Raw genomic sequence first — 26,804 nt, 5'->3', positions numbered from 1 at the left:
TGCGCTTGCGTCCTTGCTGTGACCCCCGGCCGCTGACCAGCCGGAGGATTTTTTCAAAGGAATCCCTGCGAACACACTCCACAGACCGGACGGTCCGCTTCGTCGTGAACGCCGGGGATATTCTTTGGCGTTGACTTTTGGCACGCTGTTGAGTTCTCAAGGAACGGACGCTTCCTTTGAGACCCTTTCACCGGTCTCTCCGGGCGTTTCGCTTCTTCGTTTTTACTGTGTTTCTTTGTTTCTGCGCTTCCAGCGTATCACACCGTTTCCGGTCTGATTTCGCTTTCCGCCGGCCTTCCGAACCGCCTTTCGGCTTTTCTTCCGGCGCCTCCAGCTTAGCAGATCCTTTCGGCCCGCTTCGCTTTCCGCTTTCGCCTTCGGATATTCCCTTGCGGGCTTTTCCTGCGGCGCTCCAAACTTTAGCGGATCGCATTTCGTTTCGCCTAATCGGCGGTGACGAGCTGCGTTCCGGTGCGAGTCCGGAGAGATCCACAGGCACAGGCAAACGAGCACGAAGCGCCGATAGCGCGTCGTACTTCGTTCGAGGTCTTGCTGATCACCGCTCGCGGGACCAGCCAACGTGCGCTCCGGACGAGGTCCGGACACACGCAGTCTCGGGTCTCCCTGCTGTGCGGTGGGATGACTGTACCCACGTCGTCACTCGGCCGCAAATCGAGGTTTGCCTGCCGCGCCGGCCCGGTACACCGGGCTTCCCGGGCTTCCCGGACCGATCGCCGCAGGTCGGACACCTGCCGCCGGGCGGCCGGTTCGCGGACCTGATTCACCCGCGGGGAGTAGGTGCAGGGAGTAGACAGAGAGGAGACGGCGGCGCCGCAGGTCCCATCATGGTGTCGTCATACGACATCGACCGGAGGACTTGAAGAGCCGATGCCGCTGCTCACGCCAGAGACTCTGGGCGACCTGCTCGCCGAGTACGACTTCGAAAACGGCTGCGTCACCCATGTGAGCATCGACGACCCGTTCACGCCGGGCGGTGCCGTCGCCCGTGTGCTGGTCGACGCGCGCGACCGCGAGCACGGCTGGCCGTGGACGCCGGTCGAGTTCCGCCTGTCCGGGCTCCGCGACTACCGGATCGAACACGGCAAGGGGTTCTCCGGAATGCTCTATTTCGACCCGGTCGTGTCCCGCTTCGCCGACACGGCGCACGGCGAGCTGCTCTATCTCGACCTCGACCCGGTGGACGGGCCCAGCCAGTACGAGCCGGTCGACGCGGTGGACATCGTCGGCCGCTCGCAGTGCTTCTTCGCCGCCGAGCGGATGACCTGGGAGGTCCTCCCCGTCGAAGCGAGCCCGCGGCTCGCGGGCGGCCAGTTCACCGCGGACGGCTGACCCCGTTCCCTTTGCTTGTCCCGACAGCACGCCGCCGGGCCCGACCGCAGCTCCGCGGTCGGGCCCGGCGGCGTTTCCGCGCCCCACCGACCTGCGGGAGAAGTCTTTCGATCACGCTCTGATTACAAACCTAGCTGGCGTTAGGGATTCGCTCTACGGTCATCCGGACCCGAGCGTTCCGCCTCGGCAGCCGCCCCTGCCGTCGCCGTCCGAACGCTCTCCCGACGTCGGAGTTGGCCGATACCCATGCAGATGAAGAAGCGTTTCTTCGCCGTGCCCGCAGCCGCTGTCGGCGCCGGCGCGCTCGTCCTGTCCCTGACCGGCGCGGCGGGTGCGGCGCCTTGGGACCACCAGGGCAACGACCGCCCGTCCGTCGCCGGCATGAAGATCCTGCTGAGCAACGACGACTCGATGCAGATGGCGCGCCCCGACGGCGCCGACGGCCGCGGCCTCTACGAGGTCCGCCGCGCGCTGTGCGCGGCCGGTGCCGACGTCGTCGTCATGGCTCCGTGGGCGTACATGAGCGGCGCGGGCACCAGCGCGACCGGCTCCGGCGCGCTCACCGTGTCCCAGCGCACCGCGCTGCCGGCCGGCTTCGAGAACGACTGCGCCGGCGCGCCGAGCAAGGGCGTGGTGTTCGGCGTGTGCAAGGGTTCCGCCCCGTGCGGACCGACGACGCCGAGCGCGACCCCGGCGGACACCGTCCGCCTCGCGGTCCGCGGCGGCCTGGCCGCCAAGGTCGGCTGGAAGAACGGCCCCGACCTGGTGGTGACCGGCGCGAACTCCGGTCCGAACGTCGCCTCGGTGACCAACGACTCCGGCACCCTCGGTGCGGCGATCGCCGGCATCGACAACGGGGTCCCGGCCATCGCGCTGAGCGCCGGCATGGACATGGACACCTTCAAGGTGACCGAGCGGACCTACCGCGCGTTCGCGGACTTCATCCCCGGGTTCGTCGCCGGTCTGAAGCAGAAGGACCTGCTGACCGACAAGTTCGTGGTGAGCGTGAACTACCCGAACGCGGTCGAGGGCCGGAACCCGGGCCGCCCGGTGTGGGCGGAGATCGGCACCGAGACGGTGGTGCCGGTGACCTACGTCCCGACCGGCGACACGTTCGCCATCGGCATGGGCGACTGCGCCGCACCGGGCACGTTCTGCCGTCCGGAGGAGAAGCGCAACGCCGACTGGACGCTGCTGAACCAGGGCCACATCACCGTGGGCGCGGTCGACTCGAACCGCACGTACGGCGGCGGCGACGACCACAAGCTGGAGAAGTTCGTCAAGAACGGCAAGTAGTCCGCACCGCGCGGGCCCGGGGCACGGCCGTGCCCCGGGCCCGCGCTTTGCCGATACTTGGTCACATGGCCGAAAAACCGCGACGCAGCCGGGGTGTGCCCGATCCGATCCGCGCCGAGGTGGACGCGGGGGAGGCGGCGCTGGAGCCGGACCCCGACCGGTCGCGGGCCTGGACGCTCTACACCGACGGAGCACCGCAGTCGCACGTGGATCTCGACGATCCGACATGGCTGGAATTCGAGTACATCCGGCGTCTCGGCCACATCGCCGACCTGTGCGCTCCCCCGCGGACGCCGATCCAGGCGCTGCATCTCGGCGGCGGCGCGCTGACGCTTCCCCGCTACATTTCGGCCAGCCGTCCGCGCTCCCGGCAGCAGGTCGTGGAGATCGACGCGCGGCTGATCGCGTTCGTGCGGGAGTACCTGCCGCTGGACAAGAACGCGCACATCCGGGTCCGCAACGGGGACGCGCGGGCGATCGCAGCGAAGGCGCCGGACGGGTTCTTCGACCTCGCCGTCGTGGACGCCTACAGCGGATCGCAAGTGCCGCCGCACCTGACGTCGTTGGAGTTCGTCGAAGAGGTCGTACGGACGCTCCGGCCCGAAGGCGTGTACGCCGCGAATCTGGCCGACGGCGGGCGCCTGGACTTCGTCCGCTCCCAAGTGGCGACCATTGCCGCGCTGTTCCCGCATGTGCTGCTGATCGCCGACCCGGCGGTGCTCCGCGGCCGCCGTTTCGGCAACGTCGTGGTGGTCGCGTCGCGCCGCGAACTCCCGCTCGCGGATCTGAGCCGGCGCACGGCCTCGGACCCGTTCCCGGGCCGGGTGGAGGACGGCGGCGAGCTGGCGGCGTTCACCGGCGGCGCCCAGGTGGTCCTGGACGCCACCGCCCAGGCCTCCCCGAAGCCGCCGCCGAAGGTCTTCGAACGCCGCTAGGTGGCAGGGGCCGCGAAGCGGCCGGGCCCAGGGCCCGCGCTAGCGCCGTTCCTCGACCTTGCCGCGCAGCATGCCGACGACGGTCAGCAGCACGAGCGTGGCGAGCAGTAGCGTCAGCGTGACCGCGGAGCCCAGGAAGACCTTGCCGCGGTCGGTGAGCGTGAAGACGGAGACCGGCAGGGTCCGCCAGTCGGCCGGGTAGACCATGATCGTGGCGCCGACTTCGCCCATGGACAGGGCCAGGGCCAGGCTCGCCGCGGCGGAGATCGACGGCATCAGCATGGGCAGGCGCACCCGGAGCAGGACGCGCCACGGCGCGGCGCCGAGGCTCGCCGCCGCGTCGGCGTAGATGCGGTCGGTGCGGTCCAGGCCCGCGGACACCGTGGAGTAGGCGAACGCGACCACGAGCACCGCGTGTGCGGCGATGACGATCCATTTGGTGCCGTTGAGCAGGACCGGGCCGTCGCTGAAGGCGACGAGCATGCCCAGGCCGACGACGACCGACGGCACCGCGACCGGCAGGTGGAACACCGCGTCGGTGAGCCGGCGCAGCGGGCGCGGGGCGTTGCGGGCGGCGATCGCGGCCCACGTGCCGACGACCACGGCGATGGTTCCGGCGAGCAGCGCGGTCTCGATGCTGACGATCACGCTGTCGAGGTTGGTGCCGCCGGTCGCGTCGCGGATGTGCTGCGTGGTCCACGAACCGGGCAGGACGGAGTTCCAGTCGCCGGCGAAGGCGGCGAGGACGAGGATGGCGAGCGGTCCGAGCACGACCGGGACGAAGACGAGGGCGAACAGGCCCCAGACCGCGAGGCGTCCGCTACGCGACCACACCAGCACGAGCTGCCCCCGTCCTCGAGAAAACGAACCGGTAGAGCCCGTACAGCGCGAGGGACAGAGCGACTTCGACGACCGCGACGACGCACGCGCCGGGGTAGTCGAAGGTCACGGCGCCCTTGGCGTGGACGAGCATGGGAAGTGTCGTGACGTCTTTGGCGCCGATGAAGAGCACGATGCCGAACTCGTTGAGGGTGAGCAGCAGCGTGAGGCTGCCGCCGGCGGCGAGCGCGGGCAGGGCTTCCGGCAGCAGGATCTGCCGGATGACGCGCCACGGGGACGCGCCCAGGCTCGCCGCGACGTCGAGGCGTTCGCGGGGCACGAGGGCGAAGGCGGCCATGAGCGGGCGCATCACGAACGGCGTGTAGAAGGTGATCTCCGCGAAGATCACGCACCACGGGGAGTAGAGGAAGCCGACCAGTGGTTGTCCGGCGCCCAGGTCGTCGGCGACCGCGTTGACGACGCCGACGGTGCCGTAGAGGAACGTGAAGGCGAGCGCGATCAGGAACGACGGGAACGCGAGGATCGTGTCGACGAGCCGGGCGACCAGCCGGGCGCCGGGGAACGGCACGAAGCTCAGCACCACGGCGAGGAAGAAGCCGAGGACCAGGCAGCCGAGCGTGGACAGCACCGCGATTTTCACGGTGTGCCAGAGCGCGTCGGTGAATTCCGGCGAGTCGAGGGTGTCGCGCCAGACCTGGAGGCCGACGTCGCCGTCCTTGCCGACGAACGACTGCTTGACGGTGAGCGCGAGCGGATAGAGGAAGAACCCGCCGACGAGCAGGAGCGGCGGGAGCAGCCACAGGGCGCCCGTTCGGCGCGGCCGTGCGGCGGCCGCAGGCGGTGCTTCGGCGGCCGGGGCCGTCGGGGCCGCGGCGAGGGTCGTGGTCACGTGCCCGCCTCCGCGGGGACGAGGACGCAGGGGGCGTCGGGCAGCGCAATGCCGATCGCCGCACCGAGGCTCGGAACGCCGTCCAAGGACGGCACGTCGCACCGGACTTCGGTGCCGGCCGGGTCGTCGAGCAGGCAGGTAAGCCGGTAGGTGGCGCCGCGCCACTGCGTGCCGGTCAGGCGGGCGCGCAGTACGCCGGGGGCGTCCGGTGCGGCGACGGTGAGCGTGTGCGGCCGGGCGACCAGCAGGGCGTCGTCGTCCGGCCGGAACGCGCGGGACGGGTCGACGGCGACGGTCAGGCTGCCGACCCGGGCTTGGGTGCCCGCCGCGTCCGCCGCGCAGTCGCGGAGCACGCGCGCCGGGAGCAGGTTGGCGGCGCCGAGGAAGGCCGCGGTGAACGGGCTCGGCGGGCGGCGGTAGAGGCGGCCGGTGGCGTCGAGGTCGACGAGCCGCGCGTCGCGCATGACCGCGATGCGGTCGGCGAGGGCAAGGGCTTCGGTCTGGTCGTGGGTGACGTACATGATCGCCACGTCCGGCAGGTCGGCGCGCAGTTGCTGGAGTTCGCCGAGCAGGTCGGCGCGCAGCGCGGCGTCGAGGGCGGACAGCGGTTCGTCGAGCAGCAGGACGGGCGGCCGGATGGCGAGCGCGCGGGCGATGGCGACGCGTTGCTGCTGTCCGCCGGAGAGTTCGCGCGGGTAGCGGCGGCCGTAGGCGGCCATGCCGACCATGTCGAGGGCTTCGGCGACCTGGCGGGCGACCTCGGCACGCGGCACGCGGCGGGCGCGGAGGCCGAAGGCGACGTTGTCGGCGACGCGCATGTGCGGGAAGAGCGCGTAGTTCTGCACGACGACGCCGATGCCGCGTTTGTTGGGCGGTTCGTGGGTGACGTCGCGTCCGGCGAGGGTGATGCGCCCCGCGGTGGGCCGCAGGAATCCGGCGACGGCCTTGAGGGCGGTGGATTTGCCGGAGCCGGACGGGCCGAGGAGGGCGACGGTTTCGCCGCGGGCGACGTGCAGGTCGAGGGCGTCGAGGGCCGTCACGGCGCCGTAGCGGACCGTGAGGCCGGTGATGCCGATGGCGGCGGGTTCGGGCGGCCCCGCGGAGTCGGCGGAGTCGGCGGAGTCGGCGGACCGCGGCGCGGGCATGTCGTCGGTCGGCCGCTCGATCAACGATCCGGGTTTCTTGTCGGGTGCGGCCGGCACGGCGGGCACTGCGGGCATCGGGGCGGTCACCTCCGTCCTGGCGAAAGGCTGTGGGGGGCAGGGAGGTTGGGGCGGGTGCGGGGTCGGAGCCGCACGGGGGCGGGCGCGGCTCCGTCCGGACCGGAGTGCCGGCGCGGAGCCGCGGCCGGTGCGTCAGTGGCCGACGGCCTTGTTGTACGCGGCGATGTCCGCGTCGAAGTCCTTGACGACCTGGTTCCAGTCCGGCGTGTAGACCTCGACGCCCTGCATGAGGGCGTTGACCTCGGCGGTGTTGGAGTCCGCGGGCTTGACGTCCTCGCGCGACGGCAGGCCGCGGACGTCGGTGCCGAGCGCGGTCTGCGCGTCGGTGGCGAGCAGGAAGTCGAGGAGCTTCCGGGCGGCGTCGGCGTGCGGCGCGCCCTTGGCGACGCCCGCGTAGTACGGCAGCGCGACGGTCGACTTCTTGCCGGTGTCGTCCGCGGGGAACCACAGCTTGAAGTTCGAGTTGTCGTTGTGCACGGATGCCAGGTTCATCTGCACGTCGCCGTTGGCCACGCTCAGTTCGCCCTTGCTCGCCTTCGGCTGGAGCTTGCCGGTGGAGGACGACGGGCCGACGTTGTTCTTTTCGAGCTGCTTGAGGTACTCGAGCGCGCCGTCCTTGCCGTAGACGTGCTGGAGTTCGAGGAGCACCGCGGTGCCGTCGCCGGCCTGGCCCGGCGTCGAGTACTGCAGGCGTTTGGAGAAGCGCGGGTCGAGGAGGTCCTTGAAGCTCGCGGGCGCGGGCTTGGCCTGGTCCGGGTTGTAGATCCAGGACAGGTAGTTGTTGCTGATCGCCGTGTACATGTTGTTGGTGTCGCGGCCCGCGGCGGGGACCTTGTCGGCGCACGCCGGGGTGTAGGTCTGCAGCAGGTCGGCGGCGGCCGCACGCTGGATGAACGGCGGGAGGGTGACGGCCAGGTCGGCTTGGACGTTGGCCTTCTCCTTCTCCATGCGGGTGACGACCTCGCCGGAGCCGGACTCCACCATCTGCACCTTGATGCCGGTCTGCTTCTCGAACTCGGCGAAGCGCTTGGTGTACCAGTCGCCGAGTCCGTCGACCGAGTAGACGGTCACGGTCTTGGCGTCCGCGGTGCCGGTGAAGCCTTTCTCGGTGCAGCCGGCGGCGGCCGCGGCGGGGCTCTGCGGGCTGGTGCCGCCGGCGTTGGAGGAGCTGTCGGAGGTGCCGCCGCAGGCCGTGGCGGTGAGCGCCACCGCACCGGCCACGGCGACCGAGCCGAGGATGCGTCGCATCGGAGTGCCTTTCGGGGTTTCGGGGAGTCGTGCGTCGTCAGCCGGCCGAGCCGGTGCGGACGAGTGCGGGCAGGTCCCGCACCGAGTCGAGGATGTGGGTGGCGCCGGCCGCGGCGAGTGCCGTGCGGTCGTGGGCGCCGGTGAGCACGCCGGCCGCGATGCGCGCCCCGGACCGCAGGCCGCACAGCACGTCGAAGGCGGTGTCGCCGGCGGTGGCGACCTCGCGGACGTCGTCGACGCCGAGGCGCAGGACGGCGGTCAGTACGAGGTCGGGGTAGGGGCGGCCGCGGCCGTGCTCGGTGTCGGCCGGGCACAGCACCAGGTCCGCGATGTCCTGCCAGCCGAGCGCGTCGAGGATCGCGGCCTGGGTGTCCCGGCCGAAGCCGGTGGTGAGGGCGACCTTGACGCCCGCGCCGCGGAGTTCGGCGATGGCGTCGGCGGCGCCGGGAATCGGCGCGCACGCGCCGGATGCGACGAGGTCGCCGTATGCGGTCTCGAAGGCGGCGTTCGCGGCGCGGGCGCGTTTGTCGTCGTGGTCGAGCAGCGCGCGGAACACACTGATCTTGCTCTCGCCCATGGTGTCGTGGACGTAGTGGAGCATGCGGTCGTAGTCGGGGGTGTCCCGGTCGACGCCGACCGCGGCGATCGCGCGGGTGAACGCCTCGACGACGAGGCCGTCGTCGGCGACTGTCGTGCCGGCCATGTCGAGGACGACGAGCTGGGTCATGGTGGTGGGCCTTCCGGCGTGGAGCAGCGGGAGCGGGGCTGGGCGGGTCGGTCAGAGTCCGGCGCGGTCGGCGGTCTCTTCGGCGATGGCCGGCGAGCACGTCATGCCGCGGCCGCCGGGGCCGGTGACCAGCCAGGTTCCGGGGGCGACTTCGCGGCGGTGCACGATCGGGTCGCCGGCCGGGGTGGTCTGCGCGTAGACGCCGGCCCAGCGGCGGCGGACGGTGGGGAGCGGACGGCCGAGCAGGTCTTCGGCGACCTCGACGAGGTGGTCGTAGGGGTCGTGCACCACGTCGAAGGCGAAGGGTTCGGCGTATTCGTGGGTGTCGCCGATGGTCAGCGACCCGTCGAGCCGCTGCACCATGAGGAGTTGCATCTTGTGCGCGGCGGGCACGGGGCCTTGCGGGTGGGCGGCGGCGAGCGTGTCGAGGGCGGGGCTCGCGTAGGCCGGGTAGTAGCGGAAGCTGTCGCCGTCCGCGACCGCGGTGGTGAGCGGCTCGTCGAGCGGGTCGGTCTGCATCATCTGGAGCCGCACGCGGCGGACGGGGATCTCCGGTTCGAGTTCGCGCACCAGCCCGGCCAGGTTCGCGCCGGGGCACAGGAAGACCGCGTCGCCGCGGTGCTCGGTGCCGTGGTCGTCGCGGACTCCGGTGCCGTCGGCGGTCAGGCCGCGGACTTCGCGGCCGGGCAGCCAGGTGTAGCGGCCGGTCGCGGCGAGGCGGGCGCGCAGCGCGGGCAGTGCGATGCGGGATTCGACGGCGCCGTCGTTCGCGCACCACAGCGCGGCTTCGAAGGTGCCGCGCAGCGCCGGGTTGAGCGTGCGGGCCTCGGCGGTGCTGAGCACCTTGAAGCCGCGCTCCCCGGCGTCGGGCAGCGTCAGCGCCGCTTCCGCGACGGCGACTTCCTCGGCGTTGCGGCACACGGTGAGCGAGCCGGCCGGTCGGAAGCCGACGCCGGGCACGTCCGCGCCGATGCGCTCCCACAGTTCGCGGGCGCGCACGGCGGTGCGCAGTTCGGCGCCGACGGCGCGGCCGCCGATCCAGACCAGGCCGAAGTTGCGGACCGAGGCGCCGCGGGCCTCGGCTTCGCGCTCGAGGTGCACGACTTCGTGGCCGCGGGCGACCGCTTCCCACGCGTGCATCGTGCCGAGCACGCCTCCCCCGACCACGACGATCCGCACCTTGCGCCTCCCGGCAGTTCACGGGGACACCCGCACGGCTGCGGCGTCCCGGCTGGACGGTGACCAGCGTGGGCGCGGCCGGTGCCGGACAGGCGGAGGCGGTGTGGCGCTCGAGTGAACAGCCCGTTAAGGTCCGGACCTGTTACTTTCTCGTTATCAACGCGCGGCGGAGGCGTGACCCGTGCGGGACTCCGTCGGGGCTGCCGGGCTCATGCGGCCCGGCTCATTGCGCGCGCAGCCGGGTGGCGAACCCGATGCGGTCGCCACGGAAGAGCTGGCGGACCCGCTCGATCGGCACCCCGTCGGGGTCGTACGAGGTGCGCATGGTCAGCAGCATCGGCATCGCCGGGTTGGTGCCGAGCAGCAGCGCCTCGCGGGGCGCGGCCAGCACGGTCTCGACGGTCTCGTCGGCTTCGGCGAACACCACGCCGAGGTCGTCCTGAAGGCAGCGGTACAACGATTCTTCGGGACGCAGCACCTCGAGCAGCCGCGGGAACCGGTCGAGCGGCAGATAGGTGCTCTCCAGCCCTATCGGTTCGCCGTCGGCGAGCAGCACGCGCTCCAGATGCACCGTCAGATCGCCCGTGCGGAGGGCGAGTCGGCGTGCCAGATCGGGTTGGGCGACGTGGTGTTCGAGGGTCACCGTGCGGCGGCCGGGCGTCATGCCCATCGAGCGCACCGACTCGGTGTAGCTGGCGAGGGTAAGCGGCTGGACGAGCTTGGGCGGGGCGACGTAGGTGCCGCGGCCGCGGGCGGAACGCAGCCGCCCTTCCATGATCAGCTCGTTGATCGCGGCGCGGACGGTGCTGCGGGCGACTTCGTACTCCGCGGCGAGTTCGCGTTCGGGCGGGAGCAGCGCGTCTTCGCCGAGTTCGTCCATGAGGCGGAGCAGGCGCATTTTGACGGCGTAGGACTTGGGGACGCGGCCGTGTTCGGGGACACCGTCGCGGAACGGCCGGGCGATGGCGTCGGGCCGGGCCGGGCGCACGGGGGAATCGCCCGCGTCGGCGGGCGGGTCGGCGGGCATGAGTCGAGCCTAGGGGGTCGCCGGGCCCGCGATTCCGGATCGCCGCGCGATCGGCGGAGCGGCCGCGCTCGCTCCTGTGCCCGTGCCCGCGCTCGCTCCCGTGCCCGTGCCCGTGCCTGCGCCCGCGAGCACGCTCAGGCGATCCGGTCGGGCTCGGGTGTCTCGCCCGGGGCGGGGTAGGTGCGTCCCTTCCACGCGGCTCCGCGGCCGCGGGCGTGCTGGATCGCCGAGTCGACGGTCATGCCGAGGTAGAGCGTCGCGGCGAAGGGCAGCAGCAAGGCCTCGTAGAACGGGCGTCCGTAGTAGACGACCATCGGGATGTACGTCGCGGTCATCAGCGCCCACGACAGCCCGCCGAGCACCATCAGCACGATGTTGCCGGTGATCGCCCCGACCAGCAGCGTGACCGGCGCGGCCAGGTAGATCAGCGCGAGCCCGACGACGGTGCCGGCCAGCAGCAGCCACGAGTGCCGCAGTTGCGCGAACGCGCTGCGCGAGACCATGCGCCACAGGTCCGCCAGGCGCGGGTAGGGGCGGATGCTCGTGACGTTCACCGGGGCGCCGTCCCGTCCCGGCGGGTCCGCCAGGACCAGGCGCACCCGGCCGCCGCTGCGCTTGACCGCGGTGCCGAGGCTGACGTCGTCGATCACCGCGGCGCGGATCTCCTCGATGCCGCCCGCGCGGGCCAGCGCGTCGCGGCGCACGAGCACGCAGCCGCCGGCCGCGGCCGCGGTGCGGCGGCGGGGGTCGTTGACCCGGCGGAACGGGAACAGCTTGGCGAAGAAGTACACGAACGCGGGCACGACGACCCGCTCCCACCGGGTGTCGACGCGCAGCCGCGCCATCACCGACACCAGCGCGAACGGGCCCGGGTAGGTGCGCGCCATGAGCCGCGCCGCGGGTCCGGTGCCGATGACGTCGTAGTCGACGCGGGCGTCGGCTTCGGTGACCAGGCGGGTCAGGGAGTCCGGGGCGTGCGCGATGTCGGCGTCGGTGAAGAGGAAGTACTCGGGGCCGTCGTGCCCGGCGTCCGCCTCGGCGGTCTCGACGCCGTGCCGCAGCGCCCACAGCTTGCCGGTCCAGCCGGGCGGCGGCGGGCCGGGAGTGGTGACGCTGAGGGGCAGCCGCGCGTCGGGGGCAGCGCCCAGCGAGCGGGCGAGGTCGCCGGTGCCGTCGGTGCTGCCGTCGTCGACCAGGATCACCCGGGCCGGACCGGGGTAGTCCTGCGCGAGCAGCGTCGGCAGCGACCCGGCGAGGATGTCCGCCTCGTCGCGGGCGGGCACGACGATCACCACCGGCGGCGGATCTTCGGGGCGCAGCAGCCCGCGCCCGCCGAGCCGTTCCCCGGTGCTCCAGAAACCGCCGTGGAAGCGGGCGAGGTATACCCAGGCCGCGAGCGACAGACCGGCGGCCACCGCGAGGATCATCACGAGCACATCCACCCGGACAGCCTGTCAGTCCGAGCGCGCGGGCGCGAGGATCGGACGCCTCGTCCGACCCCCGCCGGGGGGCCTGGCGCGCGCTTCCCCCGCCCGGCCGCTCCGGTGACGCCGTCCGGCGGCCGACACCTAGGGGGTGGCCGATGCCGCGGGTGCGCACTCCGCCGCCCGGGACACCGCCGTTCGAGGTTCCGGTCACCCGGTTGCCGGGCGCAGTGTGCCGCCGCCCGGGGGAAACGGCGCGGCGGGTTGAGCCGGACGGCCCACACCCGGTTCACGAGTGCGGGTGAATCAGATGGTAATCACTCAAATGCGCTCAAGCTGATGGGGTTTGCCGCCGAAGACATCCGGGCGGGGGTACTGGAGCGGCCGCGCGTGGCCGATGGCCACCGGGCCAGAAGGGCGGTGCCTGTCATGGGTGACACCACGTCCAAGTCCTGGGGACAGGGCTATCCGGTCGGAACACGCGTCCGGGTACAGGTAGGCCTGAGCGCGGGGCAGCTCGGCGAGGTGGCGAACGTCTACGGTGACGCCCACCGCCCGCCGGTGGCCCCGTACCGCTGGTACGGCGTACGCCTCGCCAACGGCCTGCGCCCGCTGTACCGGCACGACGAACTCAAGCCGGTGCACTGAACCCAGGCAACGGACCCGGGCCGACCCCGCGGGTTTCCCTCAGGGTCCGGGCGCGCGGAGCATCGCCGCGACGACCCGGACCAGGTCGGCCCGGAACGCCTCACCGGGCACCGGGCGCGCACGTCCGCTCTGGACGTGCCGCGCCCGGTCCGCGAAGGCCGCCCCCACCAGCATGACCATCAGCTCGACGCGCTCGTTGGCGAGCGCGTCGGGCAGCCCGTCGGCCACCAGCAGCACGGCGACCTGGGTGAACAACCCCCAGAGCGCGCCGCCGGCCAGCGCCTCGTGCGCCTGCCCGTCGCGGAAACCGGTGCCGTGCGCCACCTGGCCGACGATCCGCAGGCAGTCCCGACCGCTGTCGTGCGCCAGCTCGGACGCCTCGGCCTCCACGTAGGCGCGGACCAGTGATGCGAGGTCGCTCGCGTCGGCATCCGCCAGCCGGGCCGCGAGAGCCGCTTCCACCCGCTCCTGGTGGGCGTCCATGATCGCCCGCCGCAGACCCGCGCGGGACCCGAAGTGGTAGTGCAGCGCCGACGAGTTGGCCTGCCCGGCGCGCTCGGTGATGTCCCGGGTGCGGGCCCCGTCGACGCCCTGCTCGGCGAACAGCCGCTCGGCCGCGCGCATCAGGCACGCGCGAGTCTCCGCCGCGGAAGGTCTTGTCGTCGTCGCCATGCTCGGATATTAATCGGTTCCATTACCTAATGGAGTCGATTAACAAGCTCCGGTGCCCGCGCCCGGTGCCCTCCGCCCGGTGCGGGCGGGGCAACGCCGGAGCAGGCCTGAGGAAGGACCCGGCATGGTCGAGCTCGGCATGATGGCACCGTTCGCGGACGGGTTGGTGACCTCCGGCGGATTCCTCCGCGACCTCGCCGGGACGCTCGAGGAATGCGGCGTCGAGTCGGTGTGGACGGTCGAGCACGTGGTGATCGCCGAGGAGTACGAGCCGCTCTACCCGTACTCCGCCTCCGGCCGCACCCCCAGCGGCGGCACCCATGTGCCGATGCCGGACCCGTTGGAGACCATCGCCTTCCTCGCGGGCGCGTCCCGCACGCTGCGCTTCGGCACCGCGATGGTCGTCGCGCCGCTGCACAGCCCGGTCGTCCTGGCCAAGCGCGCGGCGACCATCGACCGGCACTCGGACGGCCGGCTGATGCTCGGCCTCGGCATCGGCTGGCAGAAGGAGGAGTACGCGGCTGTCGGCACCTCCTACTCCGACCGCGGCCGCCGCCTGGAGGAGTGCGTCGGCGCCATGCGCGCCCTGTGGGCGGACGCACCCGCGTCTTACTCCGGCAAGCACGTCTCCTTCGAGCGCCTCAACTCGCTGCCGCGCCCGGAATCCGGCGCCGTCCCGGTGGTGCTCGGCGGCAACAGCGACCCGGCGGTGCAGCGCGCCGGGCGGATCGGCGACGGCTGGTTCCCGTACACGATCACCGCCGAGGACTTCGCGACCCAGGCGGCCCTGCTGCGAACCTCGGCGGCGGACGCCGGGCGGGACGCGGCGGACATCGAGATCACCGCGTGGCCGGGCAGCTGCGACCGGGAGCGGGAGAACGACCCGGCGTGGGTGCGGCAGTTCGTCGAGCACGGCGCGTCCCGCCTGGTCATCGCCCCCCGTATCGCGGGCGAGGACGGCCTGCTGGGCCCGCGCGGCCTCGACGCGCTGCGCGACCAGATCGCCCGGTACCGCGACGAGGTCCTGGAGAAGCTGTGAGCGACGTGCGGATCCTCGACACCGTCGTGCTCCGCGGCGCCGACGTCGACGCGTGGACGGCCGCCTGGCGGCAGGACTATCTTCCCGGAGCGGTGCAGCGCGGCCTGACGCTGGTGGAAAGCTGGCGCGAGCATGTGGACACCGATGCGATCGCTGTCCACACCCTGTGGAAACTCCCCGGCGCGAAAGCCTTCTTCGGCATGCGCGCGGCGGCCGGCGCGGACCCCGCGGTGGCCGCGTTCTGGGCGGACACCGACGCTCTCGCGGTGCGCCGCACCCGGCACGTCGGGCTCGTCGACACACCGGAGGTGACCGCATGACCCGCTGGGTGGCTTTGGCCGCGGCCGACGTCCCGATCCCTGCGGGCACGGTGGGCGGCCCCGACCTTCCGGGCAGCGTCGGCGGCCTGGGCGCGACGTGGGACGCCGTCGGCGAGCGGGCCCCGGAAGGCGCGGCGGAAGCCGTCGCCCTGCAGCCGGTCGGCGTACGGCAGGTGCCCCTGGACGGACGGCGGGTCAAGCGCACCCTGCTGCTGTCGGTGCGCCCCGGGACGCCGGACGAGACCGTCCGCCGCTTCGAGGCCGACGTGATGGCCATGCCCGACCACATCACCACGATCCGCAGCTGGGCCCTGAGCCGGGTCGCCACGCCGGGCTCGGTATGGACGCACGTGTGGGAGCAGGAGTTCGCGGACGTCGCGGGGCTGACGGGCGAGTACCTGATGCACCCGTACCACTGGACGTATGTGGACCGCTGGTTCGACGGCGAGATGCCGGGGTCGATCGTGGCGCCGAAGCTGGCGCACGTGTTCCGGTGGGCGGACGGGCCGGTGCTCTGACGCGCGGCGCGACTCGATACGCGGATCCGGCGGCGTTGCGTGGCCGGATCCGCGGTCGCCGCAGGCTCAGCCCGCGAAGGCGGGCAGTTCGTGGACGTGCGCCCGGCCGGAGGGCAGCGCTTCGCGGGCGAGCGCGCCGAGGTGCAGGTGGTGGGTGAACACCATGATCTGGAAGGTGTCCGCCATCGCGTCGAGCACGCGCAGGAGTTCGCTCGTGCGGCCGTCGTCGAAGGTCATCGCGATGTCGTCGAGAACGATCGGCATCGCGCGGTCGACCTCGGCGTAGCGGTCGAGCGTCGCCAGGCGCAGGGCCAAGTAGAGCTGGTCGCGGGTGCCTTCGCTCATCGCTTCGACGCCGACGGCCTCGCCGTTCTCCTCGGCCCCGGCGCGGCGGGCGGTGAGGACGTGACCGCCCTTCTTCGCCTCGGTGTCCACCACCAGGCGGGTGAAGCGGCCGCCGGTGAGCGCGGTGAACAGTTCTTCGGCGCGGCGCAGCACGGGGCCCTGGTTGTCGCGGCGGTACTCCTCGATGCAGCGGCGCAGGACTTCGCGGGCGAGTTCGACGCGGACGTACTGCTCGACGTCGGCGCCGAGTTCGGCGGTCTGGGCGGAGACTTCCTCGAGCGCCGCGGCAGCGCGGGCGGAGTCGTCCATGCCGGCGAGCACCTGGCGGGCCTTGCCGAGTTCGGTCGCCTGCGCGTCGTAGGCGTCCTGGGCGCGGTCGACATGGGCAGCCAGTTGCATGAGTTCGGCGTCCAGTTCGGCGGCGGACCAGCCTTCGGCATCCCGTTCCAGTTCGGCGATCGGCGTTCCGGCCTCGCGCAGCAGCCGGTCGGCTTCGGCGAGTTGGCCGGTCGCTTCGCGGAGCCGGACAGTACGGGCGACCGCCTCCCGCAGCGCCGCCTCGTCGGCCACCCCGGCGGTGGCCACCAGCGCGGCGAGTTCCGTGGCGGCGTCCGCGGCCACGGCCTCGCCGTTCTCGATCCGGCGGCGCAGCTTGTCGGCCTGCGCGGTCAGCAACTGCCGGGTGTCGCGGGCGGTGCGCGCCGCGGCGAGGGCCGCGTGGTGCTCGGCGAGCTGGACGAACCGGACGTCGCCGTCGGCCGGTTCGGTGCCCCAGGCGGTGGTCAGCAGCGTCGTGAGCCGCTGGTCGAAGTCGGCGACCCGGGCAGCCGCGGCGTCGCGGCGGCGGGCGGCGTCGGCGAGGGCGTCGGCGTCCCGGGCGACCGATTCAAGGGTCTCCACGGCGGCGGCCAGCGCGTCCGGGTCGTGGCCGTCGAGTCCGAGGCCGCCGACCACGTCGGCCCAGGCGGTCTCCCAGGCGGCCCGGGCGGCCTCGGCGCGGCGGACGTCCTCGCGGGCCTCCTCGAGTTCGTCGAGCGCGGCGCGTTCGGCGGCTTCGGCGCGGCCGCGCTCGCGGAGCGCTTCGGCGGCGGCGTCGATGCGCAGGTCGGCGAGACCGGACAGCTCGCGCAGCGCGGTGGCCTCGGTGGGCTCCCCGGCGTTCTCCAGTTCGGCGCGGAACCGGGCGACGAGCGCGGATTCCTCCTCGCGGAGCGCGTCGAGGGCGTGCCGGGACGCGCGGGCTTCGTCGATCAGGACGGCCAGGTCGCGGACGCCGTCGGCGAGCTGCGGGGCCGCGGCGGGCTCGGGTGCGGCGACGCCGCTCGGCTCCCACAGCGCGGCCCAGTGCGCGGCCAGGTCGTCCCGGGTCCGGGCGAGGTCCGCGAGGTCGGCGTCGTGGGCGGCGAGGCGCCTGGATTCGTGTCCGATCGCGGACTCCAGGTCGAGGCGGCGCAGCGAGTCTTCCGCGTGCTCCCACAGCCGGTCGGCCAGCTTGTCGGCGTGCAGGACGGACTGCCGGTAGGAGGCCTTGAGTTCGTCGGTCGGCTGCGCGGCGGCTTCGAGGTCCGCCCACCAGTCGTCGCGTTCCTTGCGGGCTGCGGCGAGTTCGTCCGGGGTCGGCGGCGCGGTGCCGCGCAGCACCCGCTGCAGGTCTTCGCGCGCGGTGTCCAGGCGTTCGGCGGTCTCCGCGCGGCGGGCCGCGAGCGTGTCCTCGCGGCCGCGGAGGGTGTCGAGCGCGGCACGGTGTTCGTCGATCTGCTCGCGGGCCGGAAGCGGGAGGCGCACGATCGCGTCGTCGTCGAGGCCGGTCAGGCCGTGGCGGGCGCGCAGGGCGTCGCACTTTGCCTGCCGGTCGGCGACCTGCTGTTCGGCGCGGGCCAGATCCCCGGCGAAGCCTTCGGGGACCGCATGCAGCAGGGCTTGCAACGCGGCGGCGTCGGCCGCTGACGGGGCCTCGGCCAGCGCGGCCCGCGCGGCGTCGAGCTTGGCGGCACGCCGGGTTTCCTGCTCCAGCGCGGCGGCCAGTGCCGTGTCGTGGCCGGCGAGGTCGCGGCGCAGCGCGGCGATGCGGTCGACGGTGGCCTTGTCGATGCGGTAGGCGCCCGGGTCGTCGAGCGTGCGTCCGGGGCGGACTCCGTCGAGGAGTTCCTCGGCGGCGCGCCGCTGTGCCCAGAGCTCTTCTTCGGCCAGGCCGATCTGTTTCTCGGCCTCGCGGATCGCGCTGACCTCGGCGGACAGGGCTTCCAGCGCGTCTGCGTGGTCGAGGTGCGCGGTGTCGGCGGGCAGCGCGCAGAGGTCGGTTTCGGTGTCGATCAGCGCGGCGCGGTCGTGTGCGGTTTCGTCGGCGGCTTTGCGGAGGCGGGCGGTGACCCGGTCGAGTTCGTCGACGACGTTGTCCGCGACGGTGCTTCCGGAGCCCGCGAGTTGCTCACGGGCGGCGCGGAGTTCGCGGCGCTGTTCGAGCTGCGGCAGTGCGGCACGGACCCGGGCGAGGGCGGCATGCCGGGCCCGGACGTCCCGCAAGTCGCTCTCCAGGCGCGCGTGTTCTTCCTCGGCTCGGGTAACGGCCTTTTCGGCGGCCGCGAATTCGCGGGGTTCGAGGGCGAGGCTGCGGACCTCGCGCTGGAGTTCGGTGATCCGTTTGGCGCCGTGGTTGATGCGGGGCTTCTGGCCGCCCTTGAGCCACAGCGCGGCGGATTCCTTTTGGAGTTCGTCCTGCACGTCGGCGAGGCGGCTGCTGGACCGCGACTCGAACAGGGCACGGCCGACGTCGCCCTTGCCGTCGAGCAAGTCCTTTCCGCCGCGTCGGAGTTCCGCGTGGTCGAGGGAGAACACGTCGTGGAACTCGTCGGCGGGGACGTCGGCGAGCGCGCGCGCGAGTTCGCGTTCGTCCAGCGGCGTCCCGTCGGGTGCGCACAGCGGGTTCTTGCGGCGCTTGTGGCGGACGATCTCCAGGGGCGCGCCGTGCGCGTCCCTGATCAGGGCGCCCAGGCGGAGTTCGGCGAGCGGGTGTACGAAGCCGTAGGGGCTGCGTTCGCCGATGCCGTACAGCAGTTGGCCGATGGCGTGCCGAGCAGTGGACTTGCCCGCCTCGTTGGGGCCCGCGATGACGTGCACGCCGGGGGCGGACAGGTCGAGGGTGCGGTCGGTGAAGCAGCCGAAGGCGAGCAGGTCGAGCCGGTCGATCCTCACGCGTCCCCTCCCGGGCGGGCGCCGCCGCCGAGCATGGCGGCGAGCAGGTCGACCGCTTCGTCGAAGACCCGGCTCCGCCAGGCCGGGTCGTCCACGCCGGTGCCGTCGCCGTCGACCGCACCGCCGGCGCCGCGGAGCCCGGGCAGGCCGCGCACGAGCTTTTCCAGGGCCGCCGAATCGCCGCCGAGGGCGGAGGCGGTGCGGCGCACGTCGCCGAGCAGCGCGGTGGTGTCGGCGGCGTCCTCGTCGGCGGTCACGCGGGAGGTGGCGACGCGGATCCGTTCGACCCACAGGTCGTCCATGTCGATGGCCGCGGCGCGGAGTTCGTTGTCGATGCGTTCCCGGTCGCGCCACAGGAGTTCGTGGGCGTCGGAGGTGCCGGTGAAGCTGATGCGCACCGCGAGCGGGCGGCCGTCGGCGTCGCGCGTGGCGCCGCGCATGGCCTGTTCGGCGAGTCCCAGGACGCCGCTGTCGTCGGACACGCCGGAGACGTCGACGTGGAGGTGTTCCCAGCGGACCGCGTCGAGGTCGTGGTGGCGGACGTCGGGGTCGGCGCCGCCGACGGTGATCAGCGTCGCGCCCTTGGGGCCGGTCTCGCGGGCGTGGCGGCCCTGCAGGTTGCCGGGGAACACGATCCACGGGTCGCCGGCCCGGACGACGGTGCGGGCGTGGATGTGGCCGAGCGCCCAGTAGTCGTAGCCACGGGCGGTGAGGTCTTCGACGCGGCACGGCGCGTACATGTCGTGGCCTTCGGCGCCTTGCAGGGCGGTGTGCAGCAGGCCGACGTTGAAGTAGCCGTCGCGGGCCTTGGGGTATTCGGCGGCGAGGTTGTCCTGGATGTCGCGGTCGGCGAAGCCCTGGCCGTGCACCGCGATCCCCAGCTCGTGGTCCTCGACGGTCTCCGGACGGGCGGTGGAGAACCGGTGCACGTTGGCGGGGAGCCGGAGTTCCTTGGTGATCTTGCTCTGCGCGTCGTGGTTGCCCGCGACCATGTAGACCCGGATGCCGGCGTCGCGCAGCCGCTGCATCTGCGCGGTGAAGTACAGGCCGGTGCGGTAGTCCTTCCAGTCGCCGTCGTAGACGTCGCCGGCGAGGAGCAGGGCGCCGACGTCCTCGGCGAGCGCGAAGTCGACGAGGTTCGCGAGCGCCTCGCGGGCGGCGCCGCGGAAGACGTCGACCGGAGCCCCCGGATACCGGGACAGCCCGCGCAGCGGGCTGTCGATGTGCAGGTCGGCAGCGTGCAGCAGTTTCATCCGGCCGCTGACCCTCCATCCGGGCGGTTGATCGGCAAGTCACCCAGGATAGATGGCCGCGCGGACGGGGCCGGGCGGATCAGGGAATCTCGATGCGGGTGCCGGCGAGGAGCCGGTCCGGGTCGGGGCCGATGGCGTCGCGGTTCATCTCGTAGAGCGCGGGCCAGCCGCCGGCCACGTCGAACCGGGCGGCGAGGCCGGACAGCGAGTCGCCGGGCTGGACGACGTAGGTCGTGGTGATCGGCACGGAGTAGAGGTCGAGTTGGCGCGCGCACTGCGGCCATGCGCCCCAGCCCTGCATGCGCAGGATCTTCTCGGCGACGGTGATCTGCTCGCGGCGGGTCGCCTGGTGCGGGAGGGGCGCGTAGTCCGTGCCGCCCGCTTCGTCCCAGGTGGAGGGCTGGATCTGCAGGCCGCCGTAGTAGCCGTTGCCGGTGTTGATGTCCCAGCGTCCGCTGCTCTCGCACATCGCGAGGCGATCCCAGACGGTGTCGGGGACGGCGTGGGCGGGGGTGGCCGCCAAGCCCCCGGCGAGCAGGGCGAGGACGGTGGCGGCCGTCGCGTGGACCGAAGATCTGACAATCCGTCGATACATGGTGCTCGACGCTAGGGAACTGGCGCGACAATACGGACTATTGGCGTCAAACCACGCCGATCAGTCACTCATCCGGCGCACTTCGGCCCCACCACACCGCACCGCGTGTTGCCGCGGCGGCGGTCAGCCGCCGAGGCCGCCGATCAGGTCCGACGGAATTCCACTCGGCAGCAAGTCCGTCGGCAGGCCGCCACCCGGAAGCAGGTCGCTGGGCAGGCCGCTGGGCAGCCCGGGAATCTGGTTGCCCGGCGTCTTCGACTTCTCGGGCGTGCCGTCCCCGCCGTCGTCCTTGGTGGCCAGGATGACGCCGGTCACGATGGCCGCGACCACAACGAGCGCCAGCACCAGCGTGATCAGCGGGCTGCGGCCCGAACGACGCGGCGGCTGCGGGTTGTACGGGTCGCCGTAGGACTGCTCGCCGTACTGCGGCGCACCGCCCTGCTGCGCTCCGTACGGCTGCGACCCGTACGGATCCTGGCCCGGGTACTGCCCCGGCCCCGACCCGGAGCCGGGCGCGCCGTACGGCCCGGGTGCCGGGTTCCCGCCCTGGCCTTGGCCGCCTTGGCCCTGGCCGTGCGGCTGCTGTCCGTAAGGCTGCTGCCCGTAGGGTGACTGGCCGTACGGCGGTTCCTGCTGCGACACGATTCCCACTCCCCCACGGCGTCCGGTCCTGCGCTTGCCCGCTACGCCATGCTGTCACGAACACGTCCGCTGCGGCTGGGTAAAGCCCGGACCGCGAGCCCGAGTTGCGGCATCGGTACTGTTGGCCGGATGCGCGACCTGACGGATCATCGGATCGGGTCCCGGCAGGTCCCCTCCACCGTCCTGGGCCTTCTCGCGGCCGCCGCGGCCGCCGTCCTCGCGGTGCGTTCCGCACCGGTGCGCGACGGAATCGACACCGCTCCCCTGGTCTTCGCCGCCATCGCCGGCGTGTGCGCGGACGCACTCGGCCGCACCCCGCGCCGGGTGCGCGGCCTCGCCAGCGGCGTCGCCGCAGCCTTCGACCCCGTCGCGCTCGCCGCACTCCCCCTGCTGTGGTTCACCGGCCGCCGCCGCGCCGCCCTCCTCGGCACCGGCGCGGCCGCCGCCACCGTGCTGCCCCTGGCCGCGCTCGACGGGCTGCCCGGATCGTCCTGGCGCCCACTGCTCACCGACCGCTACCTCGCCGGGGACACCCCCGACGCGTCGGTGCACGGCACGCTCCTGCGCATCGCCGGCGAATACGCGCACGGCATCACCGGCGCCGACACCCCCGCACTCACCGCCGCGGCCCTGCTGTTCGGTGCCGCCGCCGGCGTCCTCGCGCTGCGCCGCGCGGCGCGCTTCCACGCCGACGGGCAACCGCTGCTCGCGATCGCCGTCGCCGCGTGCGCGGGGATCGCCGCGCTGCCGGTGTCCTGGTCGTACGAACTCCTGTGGCTGCCGCTCGCCCTCGGCGGCCGCCTGGGCACCCGCCCCGAAGAGCGCCCCGTCTGGCCCGTGCTGATCCTCACCGCGCTCGCGGTGCCCGCGGACGCCATCGACCCTCGCATCGACGCGAACCTGTCCATCGTGCTGGGCAACGTCCCCACGCTGGTGGCCGTCGCCGCGGCGTGTGCGCTGCCGTTCCGCTCCCGCGCCGACCCGCACTGGGGGCTGCGCCGCGCCGAGCCTCCGCCCGCCGGACGCCGCGCGCTGCTGCCCTCGCTCGCCCGGCCGGTGACGCGCCCCAACCTGCTCCTCGAACTGCTGCTGATCCGGGCCGGCTACTGGATCTACCAGAACATCCGCGGCGATCTGCGGACGAGCATCCCGCACCAGCGCGACCAGGCGATCGACAACGCCGACCTGGTCGTCGACGTGGAGCAGTTCTTCCGCTTCAACATCGAGCCCGCGGTCAACCGGCTGGCCCTGAAGTCGACGCGGCTGTTCGAGCTGATGCTCGACTACTACCGGGAGCTGCACTACACGGTGCCCGTCGCGGTCCTGGCGTGGCTCTATATATGGCACCCCACGCGCTACCGCACCGCACGCACGGTGCTGGCCTTCACGACCGGCCTCGCCCTCGTCGGGTTCTGGCTGTTCCCGCTGTGCCCGCCGCGGCTGTACCCGGGCAGCGGCATGGTCGCGTCGCTGCCGGACGGGCCGCGCAGCTACATCTTCGCCACGCAGCTCATCAACAGCTACGCCGCGATGCCGTCGCTGCACATCGGCTGGGCGCTGTGGTGCGCGGTCGCCGTGGTCTGCGTGGCCCGGTCGCGGTGGCTCAAGGCGCTCGCGGTGCTCTACCCGTGCGCAACCGCGTTCGTGGTCGTCGGCACGGCGAACCACTGGATCCTCGACGGCGTCGGCGCCGCGGCCGCGGTGACCGGCGCGGTGTTCCTCCAACAGGCGCTCACCGGGCGGCGGCTGCGCGACGACGTGCCCGCTTTCCAGGCCAGGCTCGGGACCGCACCGGTCCCCGCACCCGGTACCGCCGCGGCGCGGCCGGGTGAACCGGGGACACGCCCGGCGGAATCCGCCGCGGCAGGCAAAGCCGACTAAGGCTTCGGCAAGATTTTCACCAAAAGTTCGAATTCGAGATCATCCACCTGCGGACGCCCGAAACGCTCGTCGCCGTATGGGAAGGGCGACATCCGGCCGGTTTGCGCATACCCCCGGCGCACGTACCAGGCGATGAGATCGGCACGCTGCCTGATCACCGTCATGTGCATCTCGCCGCTGCCCCACTCGGCCGCCGCAATCCGCTCCGCCTCGGCCAGGACACGCCGCCCCAAACCGCCGCCCTGCCGCTCCGGGTCGACCGCGAACATGCCGAAATAGGCCACGCCTTCGGGCCGTCGCTCCAGTTGGCAGCAGCCCGCGAGCACGTCGCCGCGCAGCGCGACCAGCATCCGGCTGTCCGGCTTGGCGAGGACCTCGGCGACGCCCTCCGGATCGGTCCGCTGCCCGTGCAGCAGGTCCGCTTCGGTGGTCCATCCGCGGCGGCTCGAATCGCCGCGGTACGCCGATTCGACGAGCGCCACCAGGGCCGGAATGTCGGTGTCCGTCGCGGTCCGGAACATGACGTCGTGCACGGTCGCGGCCCTCCAGCCTGCCGGTCCGGCGCGCCGAGCGGTTCTGCGGCACGTCCTGGTCTGGTCGAGAATACGGGGATGGCGTGTCCCGGCGGGCCCTGCTTTCCCAACCGCCGACGCGATGACATCGTGGCGGAGGCGCCCGTCCCGACGGACGCGCGACCACGTGCGGACGCCCGGGAAACGGCGGCGGCCGACCCGGACGTACCCCGCCCGGACCGGCCGATCGGATCGACCAGGGGAGACGGCACATGACTCGGACGGGGGGCAGGAATCCCGCGGACGTGCGGCGGACCAGAATCCCCCTCGCTCCGGCGGCCCTCTGGCTCCTCGCGGCGCTTCTGGCGGCCCGCCAGGCGGCCCACACACTCCGCCTCCCGCCGGGCCGGCGGCTGGCCGACCTCGAGACCTGGCTCGGCACCGGCGGTGTCCTCCACCTGCCCGGGTCGCTCTACGACGGCGACGCAGCCGGGGGACCGTTCACCGGGACCCCCTTCGCCGGCCTTGTGCTGCGGCCGCTGACGAAGGCCGCCGAAGAGACCCTCGGCGTCGTCTGGACCATAACGACCCTGCTGATCGTCGCCGCCGTCGGCGTACTGGTCGCTCGGAGCGTGACCGCGACCTCGGGCCGTCGCGCCCGGCTGTTCGCCGCCCCCGTGCTGATCTCGCTGATGTTCCTGTCGCTGCCGGTGCGCGGCAACCTGACCCTGGGCCAGATCAGCCTGCTTCCGGTGCTGCTCGTGCTGCCCGCGTGCCTGTCCCGCGAACCGGTACGGGCCGCCGGGGTCGCGGCCGGCGTCGCGATGGCGCTCCAGCCGGTCATGCTGCTCTTCGCGCCGTTCCTGTGGCTGACCGGGCGGCGCAACGCCGCGCTGACGTCCGCGGGCACCTTCGCCGCCGGAACCGCGCTGGCCTGGGCCGCGCTTCCCGACGACTCGCTGACCTACTGGGTCCACCACATCGCCGGCGCCGGACTCGGCGGACCCGCCGACGCCCTGGCCAACCAGTCGCTGCACGGGCTGCTCCTGCGGATCGGGCTCACCGGCCCCGCCGAATACGCGGTGCTCGCAGCCCTCGCCGTGCCGCTCGTCTGGTTCGGCCTCAAGCGCGCGGTGACGTACGCCCGCGACGACCAGGCCGTCCTGGCCGCCGCCATCGTCGGCTGCCTCGTCGTCGCGGTGTCGCCGATGTCGTGGCAGCACCAGCAGCTGTGGATCCTGCTCGCCGCCGCGGGCCGGCTGGGCAAGGGCCGCGCCGACCGCATGGTGTGGCCGCTGCTCGCCGCCGCGGTGATGCTCTTCCACAGCGACGAAATACTGCCGGGCAACCTCGCCGTGACGCGGGCCATCGCCGACAACTCGCCGCTGCTGCTCGCCGTGCTGGCCGCCGTCGCGATGCCGTTCCTGCTCAGGTCCTCGCCGCACTGGGTCGCCACGATGCCGGAGCCGGCCCCCGCCCGGACGCCGGGGCGGCGCATCCCGCTGCTCCCGGACGGCCTGCGGGTGCTGTCGAAGCCCAACCTGATCCTGGAACTGATCCTGATCCGGGTCGGCTACTCCTTCTATTCGTTCATCCGCGCCTCGGTCCCCGACCAGCGCGCGACCGCGGAGGAGCACGGCCGCCAGGTCATCGGCGTGGAGAAGGCGCTGCACATCGACATCGAGCACAGCCTCAACCACTTCACCGCGAAGGTCGACTGGCTCAAGTCGTGCACCGGGTTCTTCTACGAGACGTTCCACTTCCTGGTCCCGCTCAGCCTGCTGGCCTGGCTGTACATCACGCGCCCCGCGCAGTACCGCTCGGCGCGCACCGTGCTGTGCGTCGCCACCGCGACCGGCCTCGTCGGGTTCTGGCTGTACCCGCTTGCGCCGCCGCGCCTGATGCCCGGCTTCGACTACATCGACACCGTGCACGGCCCGCAGGACCTGGCCAACCCGGATTTCGGCGCGCTCACCCAGATCTCCAACCAGTACGCGGCCATGCCGTCCCTGCACGTCGGCTGGGCCCTGTGGTGCGGCCTGGTGATCTTCGCGCTGGCCCCGCGCCGGTGGATGCGGGCGGCCGGGCTGCTCTACCCGCTCACCACGACGTTCGTGGTCATGTCGACGGCGAACCACTACATCCTGGACGCGGTCGGCGGCGTCGTGGTCATCTCCATCGGCTTCGCGGTGCAGTACGTGCTGACCGGGCGGAGCGCCTTCGCCGGCCCGGCCGGCGGCATCCCGCCGGCCAAGGTGCCCAACGCCCGGAACCGGGGCGGCGACCCCGACGGCACCAACGATCCGGACGGTCGAGACACGCCATGGATCCGCCGGAGGATTCGACAGCTCTCCACAAAATGACGGGGGTAACCCGGGTGGCAACCCAAGGCATTGCCAAGCCTTTGCCCGGCGCACCCGCATCTCCCCGCCCGGTCGAGCGGTAGGCACTGTGCCGTTCCCGTAATGGGATCGGCATCTGCTGCAACCGATGAACCGATGTTCGACCGTGAGGAGCACGATGTCCCCCAAGACGCGCCGCGTGGCCCGGACCGCTTTGCTGATCGCCGCGGCGGGTGTGGTGCCGCTGATGGGCGCTGCGTCGGCCCACGCCGCGGACAACCCGCTCGGCGGCCTCGGCGGGCTGAACGGGCTGACCGCCCCGGACCCCTCCACGGTCACCGACCAGCTCCCGGGCGCCACCAACGCGGTCGGCCACTCGGCCGAGTCCGCGAGCAAGACCGTCGACAACACGCTGCCCGCCGCCACGCAGGCCACCGAGGCCGCCCCCGCGGGCCGGCCGGCGGCGGCACCCGCCGCGGGCACCCCCGTGGAGGCTCCGGCGCACGTCCAGTCGCCGATCGGCGCCCCCGCGGCGGCCACCTCGGCACTCGGCGGGCTGGGCGGCCTCGGCGGTCTGTAATCCCCCCTTCCCGGGGGGGGGGGGGCCCGCGGGGGGGGGGGGGCGGCGCGGGGGGGGGCGGGGACGAACCCCCGCCCCCCCGCGCCGGGGACGCCGGAGAAAAAAAAAAAAAAAAAAAACCCACAGC

General features: G+C 72.8%; 24 protein-coding genes. 10 read left to right on the top strand and 14 right to left on the bottom strand.

The genetic code is table 11. From position 1 onward, the window contains the following. Positions 1-888 precede the first annotated feature (888 nt). The 3 genes from ACPA54_RS15100 (at position 889) to ACPA54_RS15090 (ending at position 3,581) form a co-directional block, all read left to right on the top strand. Positions 889-1,350 (top strand): hypothetical protein, encoded by a 462-nt coding sequence (locus ACPA54_RS15100; RefSeq protein ID WP_423529834.1) that lies wholly within the window; start codon positions 889-891, stop codon positions 1,348-1,350. Between the two features lie 252 nt (positions 1,351-1,602). Then, a complete protein-coding gene (locus tag ACPA54_RS15095) occupies positions 1,603-2,646 on the top strand; it encodes a 5'/3'-nucleotidase SurE (RefSeq protein WP_423529832.1) in 1,044 nt (347 codons plus the stop codon). A gap of 65 nt (positions 2,647-2,711) precedes the next feature. Continuing rightward, positions 2,712-3,581, top strand: a complete 870-nt coding sequence (locus tag ACPA54_RS15090) for a spermidine synthase (protein WP_423529830.1) — start codon at positions 2,712-2,714, stop codon at positions 3,579-3,581. 39 nt (positions 3,582-3,620) lie between these two features. Here ACPA54_RS15090 and ACPA54_RS15085 read toward each other — a convergent pair whose 3' ends face one another. From ACPA54_RS15085 to ACPA54_RS15050, 8 genes are all read right to left on the bottom strand, one after another. Beyond that, entirely contained in the window at positions 3,621-4,421 is an 801-nt protein-coding gene (locus ACPA54_RS15085) for an ABC transporter permease (protein WP_423529828.1), read from the bottom strand. Then, positions 4,402-5,310, bottom strand: coding sequence for a 2-aminoethylphosphonate ABC transporter permease subunit (locus ACPA54_RS15080; RefSeq protein ID WP_423529826.1), 909 nt, complete (start codon positions 5,308-5,310; stop codon positions 4,402-4,404). Before ACPA54_RS15080 ends, ACPA54_RS15085 begins: the two co-directional genes overlap by 20 nt. Further along, positions 5,307-6,455 (bottom strand): ABC transporter ATP-binding protein, encoded by a 1,149-nt coding sequence (locus ACPA54_RS15075; protein WP_423529890.1) that lies wholly within the window; start codon positions 6,453-6,455, stop codon positions 5,307-5,309. Before ACPA54_RS15075 ends, ACPA54_RS15080 begins: the two co-directional genes overlap by 4 nt. Positions 6,456-6,665: 210 nt before the next feature. Next, positions 6,666-7,781, bottom strand: coding sequence for a 2-aminoethylphosphonate ABC transporter substrate-binding protein (locus tag ACPA54_RS15070; RefSeq protein WP_423529824.1), 1,116 nt, complete (start codon positions 7,779-7,781; stop codon positions 6,666-6,668). A gap of 37 nt (positions 7,782-7,818) precedes the next feature. Continuing rightward, on the bottom strand, positions 7,819-8,508 hold the full coding sequence (locus ACPA54_RS15065) for a phosphonatase-like hydrolase (protein WP_423529822.1): 690 nt from the start codon (positions 8,506-8,508) through the stop codon (positions 7,819-7,821). Positions 8,509-8,559: 51 nt separating this feature from the next. Next, the gene (locus ACPA54_RS15060) at positions 8,560-9,687 is read right to left on the bottom strand and encodes a TIGR03364 family FAD-dependent oxidoreductase (protein WP_423529820.1); all 1,128 of its coding nucleotides are present in this window, start codon (positions 9,685-9,687) and stop codon (positions 8,560-8,562) included. A gap of 223 nt (positions 9,688-9,910) precedes the next feature. Then, positions 9,911-10,714, bottom strand: coding sequence for a GntR family transcriptional regulator (locus ACPA54_RS15055; RefSeq protein WP_423529818.1), 804 nt, complete (start codon positions 10,712-10,714; stop codon positions 9,911-9,913). Between the two features lie 134 nt (positions 10,715-10,848). Further along, on the bottom strand, positions 10,849-12,141 hold the full coding sequence (locus ACPA54_RS15050; RefSeq protein WP_423529888.1) for a glycosyltransferase: 1,293 nt from the start codon (positions 12,139-12,141) through the stop codon (positions 10,849-10,851). Between the two features lie 426 nt (positions 12,142-12,567). On the opposite strand from ACPA54_RS15050, the gene ACPA54_RS15045 reads away from it, so the two are divergent. Continuing rightward, positions 12,568-12,786, top strand: a complete 219-nt coding sequence (locus tag ACPA54_RS15045) for a hypothetical protein (protein ID WP_423529816.1) — start codon at positions 12,568-12,570, stop codon at positions 12,784-12,786. A 39-nt stretch (positions 12,787-12,825) separates the two neighbouring features. Here ACPA54_RS15045 and ACPA54_RS15040 read toward each other — a convergent pair whose 3' ends face one another. Next, a complete protein-coding gene (locus ACPA54_RS15040; RefSeq protein ID WP_423529814.1) occupies positions 12,826-13,458 on the bottom strand; it encodes a TetR/AcrR family transcriptional regulator in 633 nt (210 codons plus the stop codon). Positions 13,459-13,582: 124 nt separating this feature from the next. Here ACPA54_RS15040 and ACPA54_RS15035 point away from each other — a divergent pair, with 124 nt between their 5' ends. The 3 genes from ACPA54_RS15035 to ACPA54_RS15025 are packed head-to-tail and all read left to right on the top strand — an operon-like array spanning position 13,583 to position 15,335. Continuing rightward, entirely contained in the window at positions 13,583-14,497 is a 915-nt protein-coding gene (locus tag ACPA54_RS15035) for a TIGR03619 family F420-dependent LLM class oxidoreductase (protein WP_423529812.1), read from the top strand. Beyond that, positions 14,494-14,817, top strand: coding sequence for a hypothetical protein (locus ACPA54_RS15030; protein ID WP_423529810.1), 324 nt, complete (start codon positions 14,494-14,496; stop codon positions 14,815-14,817). Before ACPA54_RS15035 ends, ACPA54_RS15030 begins: the two co-directional genes overlap by 4 nt. Then, the gene (locus ACPA54_RS15025; protein WP_423529808.1) at positions 14,814-15,335 is read left to right on the top strand and encodes a Dabb family protein; all 522 of its coding nucleotides are present in this window, start codon (positions 14,814-14,816) and stop codon (positions 15,333-15,335) included. Before ACPA54_RS15030 ends, ACPA54_RS15025 begins: the two co-directional genes overlap by 4 nt. Before the next feature lie 66 nt (positions 15,336-15,401). On the opposite strand, the gene ACPA54_RS15020 is transcribed toward ACPA54_RS15025, so the two are convergent. From ACPA54_RS15020 to ACPA54_RS15005, 4 genes are all read right to left on the bottom strand, one after another. Next, positions 15,402-18,872, bottom strand: a complete 3,471-nt coding sequence (locus ACPA54_RS15020) for an AAA family ATPase (RefSeq protein ID WP_423529806.1) — start codon at positions 18,870-18,872, stop codon at positions 15,402-15,404. Further along, positions 18,869-20,125, bottom strand: coding sequence for a metallophosphoesterase family protein (locus ACPA54_RS15015; RefSeq protein WP_423529804.1), 1,257 nt, complete (start codon positions 20,123-20,125; stop codon positions 18,869-18,871). Before ACPA54_RS15015 ends, ACPA54_RS15020 begins: the two co-directional genes overlap by 4 nt. Before the next feature lie 79 nt (positions 20,126-20,204). Beyond that, positions 20,205-20,720, bottom strand: a complete 516-nt coding sequence (locus tag ACPA54_RS15010; protein WP_423529802.1) for a transglycosylase family protein — start codon at positions 20,718-20,720, stop codon at positions 20,205-20,207. A 123-nt stretch (positions 20,721-20,843) separates the two neighbouring features. Further along, positions 20,844-21,362, bottom strand: coding sequence for a hypothetical protein (locus ACPA54_RS15005; protein ID WP_423529800.1), 519 nt, complete (start codon positions 21,360-21,362; stop codon positions 20,844-20,846). Between the two features lie 129 nt (positions 21,363-21,491). On the opposite strand from ACPA54_RS15005, the gene ACPA54_RS15000 reads away from it, so the two are divergent. Then, the gene (locus tag ACPA54_RS15000; RefSeq protein ID WP_423529798.1) at positions 21,492-23,243 is read left to right on the top strand and encodes a phosphatase PAP2 family protein; all 1,752 of its coding nucleotides are present in this window, start codon (positions 21,492-21,494) and stop codon (positions 23,241-23,243) included. Here ACPA54_RS15000 and ACPA54_RS14995 read toward each other — a convergent pair. Further along, positions 23,240-23,764 (bottom strand): GNAT family N-acetyltransferase, encoded by a 525-nt coding sequence (locus tag ACPA54_RS14995; RefSeq protein WP_423529886.1) that lies wholly within the window; start codon positions 23,762-23,764, stop codon positions 23,240-23,242. The two genes, ACPA54_RS15000 and ACPA54_RS14995, sit on opposite strands and share 4 nt — an antisense overlap. A gap of 296 nt (positions 23,765-24,060) precedes the next feature. On the opposite strand from ACPA54_RS14995, the gene ACPA54_RS14990 reads away from it, so the two are divergent. Together ACPA54_RS14990 and ACPA54_RS14985 are read left to right on the top strand one after the other, a co-directional pair. After that, positions 24,061-26,118 carry a bifunctional glycosyltransferase 87/phosphatase PAP2 family protein gene (locus ACPA54_RS14990; RefSeq protein ID WP_423529796.1) on the top strand — a complete coding sequence of 686 codons (2,058 nt, stop codon included), beginning with the start codon at positions 24,061-24,063 and terminating at the stop codon, positions 26,116-26,118. A gap of 157 nt (positions 26,119-26,275) precedes the next feature. Next, positions 26,276-26,677, top strand: a complete 402-nt coding sequence (locus ACPA54_RS14985) for an ATP-binding protein (RefSeq protein ID WP_423529794.1) — start codon at positions 26,276-26,278, stop codon at positions 26,675-26,677. Positions 26,678-26,804: the final 127 nt, after the last annotated feature.

It is taken from the genome of Uniformispora flossi (assembly GCF_049534875.1).
GTDB lineage: Bacteria > Actinomycetota > Actinomycetes > Streptomycetales > Streptomycetaceae > Yinghuangia > Yinghuangia aomiensis.
The sequence above is the reverse complement of the archived record's forward strand: the minus strand, read 5'-3'. Positions and strand labels throughout refer to the sequence as shown.